The organism is Mesorhizobium oxytropidicola (genome assembly GCF_056174625.1).
Genome location: NZ_JBWBWK010000003.1, coordinates 193,827 through 206,942, shown reverse-complemented (window position 1 = coordinate 206,942; position 13,116 = coordinate 193,827). Strand labels below are relative to the sequence as shown.

General features: G+C 59.5%; 12 protein-coding genes and 1 pseudogene. 7 read left to right on the top strand and 6 right to left on the bottom strand.

Annotated features, from left to right (window positions below; genetic code table 11):
- Positions 1–148 precede the first annotated feature (148 nt).
- On the top strand, positions 149–412 hold the full coding sequence (locus AC0V8S_RS40400) for a LysR substrate-binding domain-containing protein (RefSeq protein ID WP_475439492.1): 264 nt from the start codon (positions 149–151) through the stop codon (positions 410–412).
- Between the two features lie 353 nt (positions 413–765).
- Here AC0V8S_RS40400 and AC0V8S_RS40395 read toward each other — a convergent pair whose 3' ends face one another.
- Complete coding sequence (locus tag AC0V8S_RS40395) at positions 766–975, bottom strand: hypothetical protein (RefSeq protein ID WP_475439491.1); 210 nt, start codon at positions 973–975, stop codon at positions 766–768.
- A 335-nt stretch (positions 976–1,310) separates the two neighbouring features.
- Between AC0V8S_RS40395 and AC0V8S_RS40390 the strand changes: the two genes are divergently transcribed.
- Positions 1,311–1,751 carry a pseudoazurin gene (locus AC0V8S_RS40390; protein ID WP_183465481.1) on the top strand — a complete coding sequence of 147 codons (441 nt, stop codon included), beginning with the start codon at positions 1,311–1,313 and terminating at the stop codon, positions 1,749–1,751.
- 332 nt (positions 1,752–2,083) lie between these two features.
- Here the strand turns inward: AC0V8S_RS40390 and AC0V8S_RS40385 are convergent, their stop codons facing one another.
- Positions 2,084–2,995: a LysR family transcriptional regulator gene (locus AC0V8S_RS40385; protein ID WP_475439490.1), complete on the bottom strand. Its 912-nt coding sequence runs from the start codon at positions 2,993–2,995 to the stop codon at positions 2,084–2,086.
- 410 nt (positions 2,996–3,405) lie between these two features.
- Here AC0V8S_RS40385 and AC0V8S_RS40380 point away from each other — a divergent pair, with 410 nt between their 5' ends.
- From AC0V8S_RS40380 to AC0V8S_RS40365, 4 genes are read left to right on the top strand one after another with little or no spacing between them, the layout of a single operon-like run.
- Positions 3,406–4,203, top strand: a complete 798-nt coding sequence (locus AC0V8S_RS40380) for an ABC transporter ATP-binding protein (protein ID WP_475439506.1) — start codon at positions 3,406–3,408, stop codon at positions 4,201–4,203.
- A 16-nt stretch (positions 4,204–4,219) separates the two neighbouring features.
- Positions 4,220–4,885, top strand: a complete 666-nt coding sequence (locus AC0V8S_RS40375) for an ABC transporter permease (RefSeq protein WP_475439489.1) — start codon at positions 4,220–4,222, stop codon at positions 4,883–4,885.
- A gap of 11 nt (positions 4,886–4,896) precedes the next feature.
- A complete protein-coding gene (locus tag AC0V8S_RS40370; protein WP_475439488.1) occupies positions 4,897–5,625 on the top strand; it encodes an ABC transporter permease in 729 nt (242 codons plus the stop codon).
- Positions 5,622–6,473, top strand: a complete 852-nt coding sequence (locus AC0V8S_RS40365) for an alanine racemase (RefSeq protein WP_475439505.1) — start codon at positions 5,622–5,624, stop codon at positions 6,471–6,473. The genes AC0V8S_RS40370 and AC0V8S_RS40365 overlap by 4 nt, the downstream gene beginning before the upstream one ends.
- A gap of 902 nt (positions 6,474–7,375) precedes the next feature.
- Here the strand turns inward: AC0V8S_RS40365 and AC0V8S_RS40360 are convergent.
- The 3 genes and pseudogenes from AC0V8S_RS40360 to AC0V8S_RS40350 all read right to left on the bottom strand — a co-directional run.
- Positions 7,376–8,020: pseudogene (locus AC0V8S_RS40360) on the bottom strand (DEAD/DEAH box helicase); the annotation flags it as partial.
- A complete protein-coding gene (locus AC0V8S_RS40355; protein ID WP_475439487.1) occupies positions 7,974–8,132 on the bottom strand; it encodes a hypothetical protein in 159 nt (52 codons plus the stop codon). The pseudogene AC0V8S_RS40360 and the gene AC0V8S_RS40355, both read right to left, overlap by 47 nt.
- Positions 8,133–8,929: 797 nt before the next feature.
- Positions 8,930–9,931 carry a 4-hydroxyproline epimerase gene (locus tag AC0V8S_RS40350; RefSeq protein WP_192384292.1) on the bottom strand — a complete coding sequence of 334 codons (1,002 nt, stop codon included), beginning with the start codon at positions 9,929–9,931 and terminating at the stop codon, positions 8,930–8,932.
- 902 nt (positions 9,932–10,833) lie between these two features.
- Between AC0V8S_RS40350 and AC0V8S_RS40345 the strand changes: the two genes are divergently transcribed.
- Positions 10,834–11,589, top strand: a complete 756-nt coding sequence (locus AC0V8S_RS40345) for a class I SAM-dependent methyltransferase (RefSeq protein ID WP_475439486.1) — start codon at positions 10,834–10,836, stop codon at positions 11,587–11,589.
- A gap of 930 nt (positions 11,590–12,519) precedes the next feature.
- Here the strand turns inward: AC0V8S_RS40345 and AC0V8S_RS40340 are convergent.
- The gene (locus tag AC0V8S_RS40340) at positions 12,520–12,933 is read right to left on the bottom strand and encodes a tyrosine-type recombinase/integrase (protein ID WP_475439485.1); all 414 of its coding nucleotides are present in this window, start codon (positions 12,931–12,933) and stop codon (positions 12,520–12,522) included.
- Between the last annotated feature and the right edge of the window lie 183 nt (positions 12,934–13,116).

The following is a 13,116-nucleotide window of genomic DNA, read 5'->3' as shown; positions in this document are numbered from 1 at the left end:
GGGTTGGGTTGCTTTGCGATGGCCAGCTTGAAGCCGGCAAACTGCGATCGGTGTGGGCCTTTCCCGCGCCGACAAAAAACCTCGCCAGCCGACGGTTTCGGAATTGTGACAGCCGGCGCGCCGCCTGCTGAGGCTGCCCAAAGGCACCATGAAAGGGCCAAGCTATCCCGACAACACATTGCTGATTCAAGCTGCCGGCACGGGTCAAGGTCTCGCAGTAGTACGCGACGTTTCCGCAAACCACGCCTTGGCGTCGGGAAAAATAGTCATCGCGATCGACAATTCCGTGCCTACCCAAGATGGGTATTACGCCATCGCCCCCACCGAAAAAGCGCGTATTGCGAAGGTTAAGAGCTTTCGCGACTGGATTTTGAGTGAGGCAAGCGAGACGCAGAGACGTTTGAGTGTTTGAAGGCGGCCGCCAAGGCGAAGAGAAATCAGAGCTGCACGATCACCGTAAAAGTGGGGGGTAGTGCAGACCGGTTGGAACCTGATCTGAAAAAAATGGGCGCGGCGACCAATGCTTACTGACGGATCGAGGCCGGCACGCCGGCATCGCAGATCGGCGCTGTTGGCGGCGGTGTCATCACCATGCGCCATAGACCTGCGGTGCTCTACCTTCCCGGGCCGTTGTGCTCACCGTACCGATGTTCCCGACTCTCGCATCGCGCTCGGGCAGCGCGCTGGCCGGCTCGCATCACTAGCCTCGCCATCCAGCAGGGGAAGCTTCCCTGACATTCGTCACGATGCGATGGGGCAACTTCCTCAGCCCTGCTCGGATTTGATTGTTCCCGCGGCAAGGCCAGGGAAACGTGGCGACAAATCCGGCCAAACGGCGTTCGGCCAAACCGAGACCACGCAGTCGACCGCGGCAATTGCGCTCGCTGGATAAGTCGGTCTGCTGGGCGCCGCGGCGACGGCGTCGTCGCTAATGTAGCGGGCGATGACCTGACGGCCGTCGGGTGCGATCCGCACGACGCGAACATGCCCTGCAAGCACCACATAGAATGAGCGCGCCTCGGACTTCCCGCTCGAAGATCGGCGACTCGTTCGCAAACCATACGGACCGGGGGTCCTTGAGAACGCTGTCGAGTTCCGCGGAGTTCGGGCCCCCGAACAGCGATAGTCGCGCGATAACCGAGCGGTCAAGCGGCAAACTTAGCTCCTCGCTGCCTCATGACTCCACAGCAGCGCCAGGCGGACCAGCTATATTTCGCGCACCAGTTGCGCCAGCGCAAATCGCTAGCCCGCGCCGTGGCTAGAAAGTTGCAACGGTTGAAGCCGTGACGCACTCAAGAAAGGACTTTTCCATGAAACTTCGCCTGATTACCGCCGCCGCCGCCCTACTCGCTCTTGCCGGCGCCGCAAATGCCGAGGAACACATTGTCCAGTTGCTGACAAAGGGAGACAAGGGTTCCATGGTCTTCCAGCCCAATTTCATCAAGGCGGCACCGGGCGACACGGTCAAGTTTGTGCCTGGCGACAAGACCCACAATGTCGAAACCATCCAGGGAATGATCCCCGACGGCGCGCAGGAGTTCAAGGGCAAGGTTGGTGAAACGATCACCGTGACCCTGACGCAAGAGGGCGTCTACGGCGTGAAATGCAATCCGCATTACGGCATGGGCATGGTGGCGCTGATCGTCTTCGGCAAGCCCGTGAACCTCGACGCGGCGCAGACCGTCAAGCAGGTCGGCAAGGCCAGGACCGTATTCCCTGACCTGTTCAGCCAGGTGATGAAGGCGAACTGATCCTAGGCGAAGGCCGGACGACCGAGAGGTCCGTCCGGCCTTCGCCAAAGCCGGAAGGCTCCGGGGATCCATCGGTCTTTTCAGCACCGCATCCTTTCCACCCTTGCCATCCGGGCGACCGAGAGTTTGTCAGGGCCAGAAAGGAAGGTCCGCCTACTGCCGATAGGCCGGAAAAACCGCGACGACAGCCAGCTTCGACTTCGGAAAATGCGTAGCAGGGTGTCGCCTCCAGGCACGGGATACTTCCCAGACCGGCCACGTCAACCTCTCCGAGGCGTCCTCGCTTCGGTTTGCCAGGGCATGACCGCGACGGCAGGTCTCCGCCGATTCCGTCATGCGGAATCCCGCAGCGCATCGGCGAGCCGTTCCCTTGCCAGCCGCAGTCGGCCGCTTAACTGGCGCCCCCGCTGCCAGAACACGACGTAGTGATAAATTGCGCTGGGTTCAAAAGGCCGGAACCTGAGGCCGAAGAACGCGCATTCCTTCGCCACGACACTGTTTGTCACCGAAATCCCGACACCGGCCGCAATGAATGCAGCCTCATGCCCGTTGGCGTCCACTTCTACAGCGATGTTTGGCTCGACGCCCATGTAGCGCAGAGCGTTCAAATCCATCTGGTGAGTGTTCTGCCGGGGTTCGATATCGATCAGTGGCTCGCCCCGCAAATCTTCTGGCGTGATCAGGTCCTTGTCGGCTAAGCGATGCCCCGCCGGGAAGAGACAGACATTGGTCGCAGTCGCGACCGGCATCCAATCAAAGAGTCTTTCGTCGAGTGGAAGACGCGACAGGCCGAGGTCAGCGCGCCCGTTGAGAACATGGTCTGCGACGTCCTGGTAGCTGCCTGACTTGACGTGGAAGACACATGAGTGGTCATCGACACGGATCTGCCTGACAGCCCGCGGGACAAGGGTGAAGCAAAAGATGTCTGGCGCCGCGATGCCGATTGCATGACCCTCAATCCCCTTGAGCGCCGCGATCGACTTTCCAACCCTGTCGAGGCTTAAAAACGTCCCGTCGATCTCGCGAAGCAGATCCCAGGCCTGCGCCGTGGCGACCAGCCGGTTTCCCTCGCGCCGAAACAGCGGCACGCTAAGCGCCGTCTCCAATTGCGCGACCTGTTGGCTCACTGCCGATTGGGTGACGCGAAGGACCTTGGCGGCCTGACGTTCAGACCCCAGTCGCACGACCTCCCGGAAAATCTGTAGCTGGCGGAGCGTTACACCCGTGTTCGCAATCTCGACCAAGTCTGGCCTCCGTTGGTCGTCTTGTCCGCGCTCCTACGCTAAGCGAAATAACTTATCATACGGTGACGCGACGGATCGAACGAAAAGCAGAAATCAGCCGAAAACGCGCATTTTCGGCATAACGCCATCATCAGCTATATTAGCTCAGCTTATAAGAAAAGAATCTGGCTTATAAATTGACCGGTGCGCCTCCCTTGGCCGATTGTTGTGGCAGATCACGGTCAAGCCTGGTCGCCGGCTGAGACGAGCTCTCGGGCGTCGCCTCGCCGCTGCCGGGTTTCAACGCAGAATAGGAATGACGGATGATGCGACCATGGTCGGCAGCAGTGCGGAGCTTTTCGCCCAGTTCCGGGAAGGCTCGATTGCCACAGCGATTGGCGCGCATCACATGTACGGCGGAAGACGTTTCGTTGGCACACCCCGATCTCGATAAGTCAAGCTGCGATGACGAGGCGGCCCTCAGGGTAGAAGGACTAGAAAAATCGTTCGGCAATTACCCCGTTCTACGGGGCGTTACGCTCACCGCCCACCGGCACGAGGTGATCTGCATTTTGGGAAGCAGCGGCTCCGGCAAGAGCACGCTGTTGCGCTGCCTCAACCTGCTTGAGGTGCCGAACCGCGGGCGCATGTGGGCCTTGGGTGAGCGGTTGAAGCTTCGCGAGGCGGTAAACGGCCGTGGCGGCGCCATTCTTGACCGGCGCCAAGTTCAACGTGTGAGGGCCTCCCTGGGGATGGTCTTTCAGAGCTTCAACCTGTGGCCGCACAGAACGATCCTTGAGAATGTCGCGGAAGGCCCAACGCACGTCCTGCGACAGCCACGGCGGGAAGCGATCGGGGTCGCGGAGCACTATCTGGCAAAGGTCGGCCTTGCGGACAGGCGCCATCACTATCCACGCCACCTTTCGGGCGGGCAGCAGCAACGTGTGGGCATCGCGCGGGCTCTCGCCATGGAGCCCGCCGTCCTGTTGTTCGACGAGCCGACGTCGGCGCTTGATCCAGAGTTGACCGGCGAGGTGCTCAAGGTCATCCGGTCGCTGGCCGAGGAAGGACGCACCATGCTCCTGGTAACCCATGAGCTCGCCTTCGCCGTCTCTACGCGCACGGCGTTCATGCACGACGGCAAAATCGAAGAAGAGGGGCCATCGCGGGAGCTGTTCCTTGAGCCCGCTTCCGAACGGCTCCGCCAATTCCTTCAATCGCATTATTGATGGGGCGACCTGCGTCATGAACGGCTTTGCCATACAATTCCTGCACGGACTGAGCATGACCGTGCTGGTTGCAGCCATCAGCGGTGTCCTAGGTACCGCCGTGGGCCTCGTCGGCGCCGCGTCAAAGCTGTCAGCGTATCGGATCCCGATGTGGCTGGCCGAAGTCTATACGACCGTTATCAGGGGCGTGCCCGAGCTGCTTGTGATCCTCCTCATTTATTTCGGGGGAACGGCGGCGATCACCCTCGTGATCGGCCGATATGTCGAAATCAGCGCCCTCTCGGCAGGTGTCATCGCGCTGACCGTCATTTTTGGCGCCTACTCCACCGAAATATTCCGTGGCGCGATCTTGAGTATCCCGCATGGACAATGGGAGGCCGCATCATCGATCGGCCTGAAATCTTGGCAGATTTGGTTACTCGTGATCTTGCCGCAGATGGTGCGCGTGGCATTGCCGGCCTTCTGCAACCTCTGGATCTCACTCCTCAAAGACACAGCGCTGATTTCTGTGGTCGGCCTGACAGACATTATGCGTGTCGCCTTCGTCGGTGCGGGCTCCATGCGGGCGCCGCTCACGTTCTATCTCGCCGCCTCCGCGCTCTACCTGCTGCTCACGAGCCTCTCGCTGTTGGCGTTCAGAATGCTCGAGCAACACTTCGCTGTACCAGGCCAGTTGCGCTGAGGGGAATCCAGATGCAGCTCGACATCTTCCTCCAAAGTATCGCGACACTGGCGAACGCAGCGTTCCTGACGATTGCGCTGACGGTTCCGTCGCTGATGATCGGGTTCTTCATCTCCGTGCCCTTGGCCTTCATGCGGGCATCTGACAACCGATATCTCTCGTCGGCCATACTGACCTACACCTACGTGTTCCGCGGTACGCCGTTGCTGGTGCAGCTCTTTCTTATCTACTACGGCCTCGGCCAGATCGACGTGATCCGTCACAGCCCCCTCTGGGTGTTGTTGCGCGACCCCTTCTGGTGCGCGCTGCTCGCGTTCTCGCTGAACAGCGCCGCCTACACGACGGAACTCTTCCGGGGTGCAATCCAGGCGGTGCCGTGCGGGTTGGTCGAAGCTGCGGAAGCCATCGGCATGTCGCGTTTGCAGCGGGCCCGACTCATCGTGTTTCCAATCGCGTTCCGCGCCGCATTGCCGTCCTATACGAACGAGGTCATCGGTTTGCTGAAAGCCAGTTCCCTGGCCAGCACGGTGACGCTTCTCGAAATCACCGGTGTAGCGCGCCGGCTCGTTTCCGAAACTTTCGCGCCCTATGAAATTTTCCTCGGCGCGGGCGTTATCTATCTCGCTCTCACATACCTGGTAACCTCGATCTTCCGGCAGTTGGAGCGGCACCTCGCAAGCGCTGAGCCGAAAGCAGCGCGAAACACGGGGACGCTCTCATTGCGGCGGGTTTCGCCATGACGAATGCGACGTCCCCGCTGGCGTCCGCAGCCGCAGCGTCGTGTTGGCGGGAGATCAGCCTGTCGGCGATCGTCCACAACTATCGTGCCGTCAGGTCGGCCGTGGGACCCGCCGTCAAGATCTTTGCTTGTCTCAAAAACGATGCGTATGGGTGTGGCGCGGCCGAGGTCGCGGCTGTACTGGCGGCCGAGGGGGTGGACGGATTCGGCGTTGCCTCCGCGCGAGACGCCCATCGCGTCCGCTCGCGGGCTCCCCGAACGCCAATTCTGCTCTATCCGGGCATAAGTCCCCAATGGGCCAGCGACGTCTCGGAGCAGGACCTCACAATCACCCTTTCGGGCATATCCGAGCTGGAGGCCTGGGCGGCGACATCTGAAATTTTGTCCGCATTCGTCAAGGCCGACCTCGGTTTCTGGCGGGCGGGCGCACTTCCGACCGAGATAGAAGGATTGCTCGATAGGGCCGCCGCTACACCCAATATCGACATCAAGGGCTTGTACGCGCATTTGAACGAACTTCCAGGCACCGGGCCGACAGCCAATGAGCAATGGGGCCGCCTGAAGAACCTCTTGGCAACCATCAGCCGACGACCAGCAATTGTCATGTTGTCCAGCAGCGATGGTGTGTTGCGCCACCCCGAGATGGATCTGGACGCGGTCGACCCCGGGGCACTGCTGTTCGGCATTGCGGTGGAGACGAGAAGCGTGGTGGCTGAACTTCGGCCTTCGCCGGATAGGCCTGCGAGCTTACTGCGCTCCCGCATGCTGGGATGCGGCTGGTCGAGACAGCAAGGACAGAAACCGAATTTTCCCGGTATGAACCAGAAGCTCTCCCCCGATGAATTGTAGCGCCCATCCGAGGCGATCGTGACCATCTGCGGTGATCGGCGCTTCCTATTGGCCCGGAGCCGTTCGATGCCGTTGCGCTCCTCACGCCACTCTTCGGGATATGTTTCGATCTCACCTGTGAAGGCATATTCGGGATCGCCATCGCCCGTAGGCGCCAGGTAGCCGGCGGTGTCCCCTTCCTCCTCGTCGAGCGGCGTGTCGTCGATGTTCCTCGGCAGGAAGCGAATGCCGTCGATGTCCTCTGACTTTGCGACAACGTGGAACTCGTGGCCGCAGTCCCGGCAGAACCGAGTGGGATAGAGTCGGTGGCCAGGGGCACTAGGGTCTTCAAGCTGGCCTTCGAACAAGACGTTCCTGGGTCGCTCAGTCAGCGTGGTGAAAACCTCTCCCGCGCCGGCAAAAAACTGATGCAGCTTGAACGCGAGAAATGCGCCGGTGGATGAGCCGCCCCGATCCGTCTCCGGGAGGCTGATGCGGGTCAGAAATGTCTCGAGGCCACTTCGACAGGCTTCTAAAGCTATGCCGCTGTCCTTTGACAGGAGTGAAACGGCCTCTTCAAACGGGATGGGCCTTTTGCGCTTGAGTTCATGCGCGTCTTCCAGTCCGATCGCGAGTTCGGTCCATACCGCCAGCGGGTGTCTTTGCAGGACCTCATCCGTCAACACATCGGGAAGCGCAGATGTTAGGACCTGTGCAAGCTTCGGCCGCACGTCGTCGAGTTTCAGCAGATCGTCCGTCGCGCGCTGAAGGGATTCATCAATGACGGATTCCGGCCCAATGGGGGTTCCGAAAAGGCGCGATGCGACATGTGCCACGGCCTGCGCGCGGTTGATATCGGATCCCTCGCTTGCCATGGTGGCTGATGTGCCGATGCAGATTGGCGCATTATCCGGTGCGCAGCGGTTGCGAAGGCGGCGGACGAGAATCGCCACATCGGCGCCTTGGCGGCCACGATATGTGTGCAGCTCGTCGAGAACGATGAAATTCAGACCGTTTGCGTTCTCTATGACCTTGGTGTCGAGTGCATCCTGCCGCGTCAGGAGAAGCTCCGCCATCATAAAATTGGTCAGTAGAATGTCGGGCGGACTGTCTGCAATCTGTTGCCGCTGTTCCTGATTTTCCTGGCCGGTGTAGCGCCGCACGACTGGCTTCAGTTCGCTTGGAAGACCGGACTGGGCGATAAACCTCTCGATCTCTTTCAGCTGGCTATTGGCCAGCGCGTTCATCGGATAAACGATGATCGCGCTGGTCCTGCGTTGCTTCGCGGCCTTTCTCGCGCGGACGATCGCGTCGACCACCGGCACAAAGAAGCAGAGCGATTTGCCCGAGCCGGTTCCAGTTGTGACAACATAGCTCTGACCGGCCCGGGCCTTTGCGATGGACTGCGCTTGGTGGCGATGAAACCGCAAGGGCGACTGCCCCAAACGGAATATTTTGCCGGTTGCGTCGTCGAGATCACCCGAAGCGACCAGATCATCGACAGTCGGGCCCTGAAGATATCTAGGATTGAGCGACAGCAGCGCGTCCGGCCAGAAGCGTCCCCGCATCGTACTGACGATCGAGTTCGGACTTCAGGTCGTCGGACCGGATGGTGCTGAACGACCGCGAGAAGCGGGCGTAGGAATCGATAAGGCGATGGTCGAACTCAAATGCCTTCATTGCTTATCTCGCCATCACTTTTGATTCTTATTGTCTGCAAAAACTCTTTTTGCGTGACTTCATTGAAAATTTGCAAACATGCTCTGGATAGACAGAGCCGTCCTAAAGCGAATTCGTTTCTGACCAGCTCCCCATGCGGAGTGCTTTTCGTACCAGCCCATAGTCCTCATCCCCACAAGCATGACAACGGTGCTGCCGCCAGTCCGGCGATCTTATGCTGCAAAAGAGTAACTTCAATGAAGGATTACGCTTGTTTTTGTGGCCCCACTCCATGCTGACGCAGTCGAAGGTTGTTGTGGACACATGATCAGGCACGACAGACGACGCGATCAACACCATCACTACGCCGGCGGCACACTCCCTCTTTGCCGCTCCACAATCGCGGAGCGGGTTAGTCCAAAGTATCTCATCTTACGGCACTGGGTGGCGCTGGTGCAGGACTATCTCGCCGCGACTAAGGCTCCGCGGCAAGCGAGCCGGCAACAGCGCCCACGCCAAGCTTCGCGGAGGTTACTGCGCTCGACCGGATCGACGCGTCCCGAACGCGACTGCGCCTCCAACGGCCCACGCTCGCCGCTTACCTGCTTCAAATTGCCATGCTTAGCGGCACCTCGCCCTAACCTTCCAGGGAATTTTCATTCGGCTGCGGTTAGAGCCTCGGCGGGGCACACGAAATGTCCTATGAACCTCCGAGAATCTCTTTCTGGGATAACAAGGTCGTTTGTATGTCTCGATGGAACTCGGCAGTGCGACCTGGGCGGATACGGTAGTCGCGTTCTTCGACGATCATGGCTTCCTCACTTTACCTGAAACCCGAAGGCGAGTGGGTCGCGCTCATCGACGAGAATGGTGTTATAACCGGTGACACGCGCCCATCCGCCGATGCTCGGAAGAATGGCAGGAAGTCCTGCAACTTCCGACACATTCTCCACACGACCATGGAATAGCGTGCCGATGAAAGACTCGTGGACAAACGTTTCCCCGACGTTCAGCAACCCCTTTGCAACACGCTGTGCCATGCGAGACGAGGTGCCGGTGCCACAAGGCGAGCGGTCGATACCGCGTTCACCGAAAAACACGGCGTTGCGTGCATTTGCTTCCGGGTGCTTGGCCTTGTCAGCCCACATAACATGGCTCACCCCAGAAATCCGATCGTCGTCTGGATGCACAGGCCCCACGGCATCCTGTACCAATTTGCGCACAACCGGGCTAGCCTTGAGGATATCGTCGGCGGTCATGCTGTCGAGACCGGTCCAGTTCTTCTGAGGTTCCACAATGGCATAGAAGTTGCCACCGTAGGAGACGTCCACAATAAGCTCTCCAATGCCTGGAACGTCGATTTTTGCGTCACTTGCGTGAAGATAGGCCGGCACATTGTAGATGCGGACCTCATCAATGAAACGACCGTTTCGTGTGTACTCCGCCTCGACGCGCCCGGCAGGCACCTCAAGCGCCAGCCGTCCTTCGTTCTTTGGCACCACGAAACCCTGTTCCAGTGCGGCGGTTACGGTACCGATGGTGCCATGGCCGCACATGGGAAGGCAGCCGGAAACCTCGATGAACAGCACACCGATATCACAATCCTCACGTGACGGCGGGTAGAGAATGGAGCCCGACATGACATCATGGCCGCGAGGCTCGAACATCAACGCCTGGCGCACCCAGTCATAGTCCCGCAGGAATATCTGACGCTTTTCGGCCATACTGACGTTGGGCAGTATAGGAGCTCCCCCGGCAACAACGCGAACGGGACTGCCACATGTATGGGCATCGATGCATATGAAGGTATGGGGATTCATGATTGTCCTCCAGATTAGGAAAAACGGCTGACGGAAAAGGGTGTAAGATTGTCTTTCGGCAACCATGTCCGCGACTAGCCGCCCGGTCGTCGGCCCAAGCGCCAGACCACAATGCCTAGGACCATAGGGCATGGATGACGTCATTGGGGCGCCGCGGGAAACCGATCACCGGAAGTGTGACGGGAGTCTTGGACGATGCCTGATCCATGGTGCCCTCTGCTGATATGAGATCCGGGAGGTAAACCTTCGCAAGTTTTGCTAACGCGTCACTCGATGATAATTAGGGGCGACGCCTCCAGTCCCGCGAATTCAGCGCCGCCGCCGGTTGTGATCCTGTATTCCCTGGCGTAGCAACGACCTTGCGCTCTGCCAAATTGACCTCCCGGGAAAGCGTCACTCCAGAATTTGGTATCTTGATGTTGTAGCCGCGTTCGCTTTCAAGCAACACGCGGTCGCCGATGGTCTTGGCTAGGCGCGCCGGCCCATGCACCAGCCGCAATCACCAACTTGTCATACCAGGTAGCCACCCTCCCCGTCAGTGAAAAACCCGCACTGGCGCGGCGGAAGGCGCCTTGTCCGACTTTGCAAAGACGCACTCAAAACTTTGAACGGTAGCGGTTGCAACAAAACCTGCAACAAAACTCGAACTAAAATTCGCAGACTCTTAACGCCGAAAACTCGTTGACGATGTAGCCTCGGGACAAGGTCTGAGGTCCAGCGAGGCTAGAAAGACGCCGACGATCTTCAGACCGCCGCACGGCACGCACAGAAGAGGTCCCTAGGTTGCACAACGCACCGGGCGACTGGATACCTCTCGCGGACTGAGGGCAAAGCAGCCGGGGCGACAAATCACTCACTTCTTACCACTCACTGGAGAGCCATTGATGAACTATCCCACCGAAGTGACCGATGCCGTGGAACTCATCTGGGGCGAAGGCATGCTTTCTCCGGGCGGGCCGGAGAAGGTCGCGGAGATGCTGGAGGACATCGACCTTTCTGGCGGCCGCGTGTTGGACATCGGTTCTGGCCTAGGCGGCGTCGACGTGCTGCTGGCGACCAAGCACTGCGCGGCCGCAGTCATCGGCATCGATGTGGAGCCGCATCTGATCAAATCGGCTCGTGACCTCGCGGCGAGGAAGGGGCTCGCTGGTCGCGTCATCTTCAAGCTTGTCGCACCGGGCAGGCTCCCGTTTGCGGATGCCAGCTTCGACCTAGTCTTCTCCAAGGACGCGATGCTGCACATCGCCGACAAGCCGGCTCTCTATGTAGAGGTCCTGCGCGTGCTGAAGCCCGGCGGCTGGTTCATTGCCGCGGATTGGCTCTGGTCTGAAGGCGCCGCCGAGAGCGGCATAGTTCACGAATGGCTCTCGGAATCGCAATCGCTATCGAAATTCGCCTTCACGACGCCAGCTGCCGCCCTCCAGGCACTCATTAACGCAGGTTTCGCCGAACTGATGGTCACCGATCTCCGCTATAAACTACAGGAGGCCAATCGCAAGGAGGTAGCGCTACTTGAGGGTCCGACACTCCAAAAGCTTGCGGCGATCGTCGGAACGGAGATAGCCGAAGGATGTCTCTTCAATGCCAAGGGCCGTCAGGCAGCGCTCGATTCTGGCGACCTCATCCCTTGCCATCTCAGGGGCCGCCGCCCGTTCTAATTAGCGTAACCGCCGTTCTCATGCCACGGCCTTGAGCGGCACAGGTCTGTAGGTCCAAGGCAGCAGATCGTCGATCTGGCCAGCTTGCATGTTTATGCCGACTGCCGAACTATGCCGAGCGCCTCTTTCACCATAGCGGTATGAAGTATGAAGCGCTTTGTCCGCCATTTCGACCGAAACCGGTCTTTGACACTCGGCATAGTTCTCATGCTCAAAGGGCGTTCAGGAACTAAAGGAGCCGGTCGTTTGGTCGAAATTGTTCGGCCTTTGCGCGTTCGTATGGCTTCAGCTTGACAGGTGCGACTTCCTTCAGCTGAAGATGTGCGTGAAGATAGGTCAGCGTCGTTTCCATCGCCGCATGGCCCAGCCATAGGGCGATGACAGAACAATCGACGCCCGCCTTACAGCAGCTCGATGGCAGCGCTGTGGCGCCTATGTCGACCAAGACATAGGAGGCACACCCTGTTGGGGTGGCGCTCGCTAATAAGATCGCCCGAATTGCCTGGAAGCTTATGGTGAGCGGCGAAACCTACCGGCGACCGGAGGCAATTTAGGAATTGGCCACCACGGCGAGCACGATAAAAATGCGTGTTGAGCTGATGCTGTGAACTTGCAAGAGAAAAGCAGATGGTGCGATCGATCGATCCAAGACGCCTGACACTCCGTCGTTTCCGGTGGCCCAAGGCTGTTACCCTGTTAGGAACACGCGTTGGGGAAACCATCTTGGCCAGTGGTCATGTGCGACCACACAAAGGCCGCACATATGGAAGCAAGCGATCCGATCAAAAATATCTGTCAAGGAGCAAGCTCTGGCGAAGACCGACAAGGCCGACATCCGGTTGGGCCGCTACAAGCCCGACGACCATCTCCGTGCATTCCTGAAGAGCCTCTGATTATGCCGACCCATTCGGAATAATCCGGCACTCGGAGTTATGACGAAGATCGTGAATCCGCGGACCATTGCGCTGCCCCCGCTGCCGCGGATCGATCTGTCGCGACAGCTTCCAGAACACCCGGTGCACGTATTGGTGCAGCAATCTGCCGCCCTGCTCGGCAAGATCTACGAGGCGCGACGAGATGCGCGTCGCGTCGCGCGGCATAGTCCGACAGCACGGCGACCGTCGTGGCATGGAGCGGGACCAGCCGCGACTTGCCGAACTTCGTCTCCCGACTGGTGAGGATACCTTGGTCGAGATCGACGTCGTCTCGGCGCAGGTCGAGCGCTTCGGAATGGCGTAGCCCGGCGACCGCTATCAATCCGAACAGGCAATGATATTTCCAGCGACGCAAGGCGTTGGCCGGCGGCAGCGACAGTGCCGCCGCCAGAAGATATGATCTCAGCATCGGTATAGATGTAGGGCTTTGCACGCCGCGCCAGCGGCACGGCGTCTTGAGGTGGCACTTCCGTCATGGGGTCGAAATGAGCGAGGTGCTGAGCGAAGCAGCGCACATCGGTCAGGCGGATGGACCAACTCGGTTGTCGGCCGATCAACGTCACCCACTTCATCACCAGCGCCGTGGTGACGG

What these genes read in the sequence shown, in the direction of transcription:
- AC0V8S_RS40400 (WP_475439492.1), top strand. Translation starts at nt 149, where the DNA reads ATGAAAGGGCCAAGCTATCCCGACAACACATTGCTGATTCAAGCTGCC.
- AC0V8S_RS40390 (WP_183465481.1), top strand. Translation starts at nt 1,311, where the DNA reads ATGAAACTTCGCCTGATTACCGCCGCCGCCGCCCTACTCGCTCTTGCC.
- AC0V8S_RS40375 (WP_475439489.1), top strand. Translation starts at nt 4,220, where the DNA reads ATGAACGGCTTTGCCATACAATTCCTGCACGGACTGAGCATGACCGTG.
- AC0V8S_RS40370 (WP_475439488.1), top strand. Translation starts at nt 4,897, where the DNA reads ATGCAGCTCGACATCTTCCTCCAAAGTATCGCGACACTGGCGAACGCA.
- AC0V8S_RS40365 (WP_475439505.1), top strand. Translation starts at nt 5,622, where the DNA reads ATGACGAATGCGACGTCCCCGCTGGCGTCCGCAGCCGCAGCGTCGTGT.
- AC0V8S_RS40355 (WP_475439487.1), bottom strand. Translation starts at nt 8,132, where the DNA reads ATGAAGGCATTTGAGTTCGACCATCGCCTTATCGATTCCTACGCCCGC.
- AC0V8S_RS40350 (WP_192384292.1), bottom strand. Translation starts at nt 9,931, where the DNA reads ATGAATCCCCATACCTTCATATGCATCGATGCCCATACATGTGGCAGT.
- AC0V8S_RS40340 (WP_475439485.1), bottom strand. Translation starts at nt 12,933, where the DNA reads ATGCTGAGATCATATCTTCTGGCGGCGGCACTGTCGCTGCCGCCGGCC.